Source organism: Cohnella suwonensis (assembly GCF_042655365.1).
Classification (GTDB): domain Bacteria; phylum Bacillota; class Bacilli; order Paenibacillales; family Paenibacillaceae; genus Cohnella; species Cohnella suwonensis.
In genome coordinates this window covers 1-520 of the sequence record NZ_JBHSMH010000075.1, presented here as the reverse complement: position 1 = coordinate 520, position 520 = coordinate 1, and the positions used below count along the sequence as shown (strand labels likewise).

At 54.8% G+C, this 520-nt stretch carries 1 pseudogene; it reads right to left on the bottom strand.

Going from position 1 to position 520, the window contains the following annotated elements:
* A pseudogene (locus ACFPPD_RS18895) lies at window positions 1-395 on the bottom strand (hypothetical protein); the annotation flags it as partial.
* Window positions 396-520: the final 125 nt, after the last annotated feature.

Sequence of the window (520 nt, the reverse complement as noted above, 5' to 3'; positions counted from 1 at the left end):
CCGCGCGCAAAAACGGTCACGGCCGCTCCATCCGTATGATGGTTTACGAACGCTTGGACGCCAGACTTTTCAATCCACCTCGACTCGTTATTCACATGACGGGGATCCGGTTGTTTGATTTTGACGTGCTGAGGCTGGTCATGCTCATTGAGGGATCCGCCGATCAACAGCGGCTGCCGGGCATCGCTATAATAAGAATAGCCGTAAAAGATAGGGTCTACCCGCACGATTCCCGTGAGCGGGTCGCCTTTATCGGCTTGTTGCAGGGCATGGCGGATTTTTCTTGCGATGAGCCATGCGGTCTTATAGGTGACCTGAATCACATCGGACAGACGGGAGGAACTGATACCGGAAGGCCGGGAGATCAGGAACATCGCTTGAAACCAGCGGGGCAAAGGAGTCGGGCTTCCTTCCATGATTGTGCCGGCGATGACAGACGCCTGATGGCGGCAGGAGCAGCATTCGTAGAGAGGCAGTCTGCGCGTTTGGATAAGATAAAAGTGAGGATGACGACAAGACG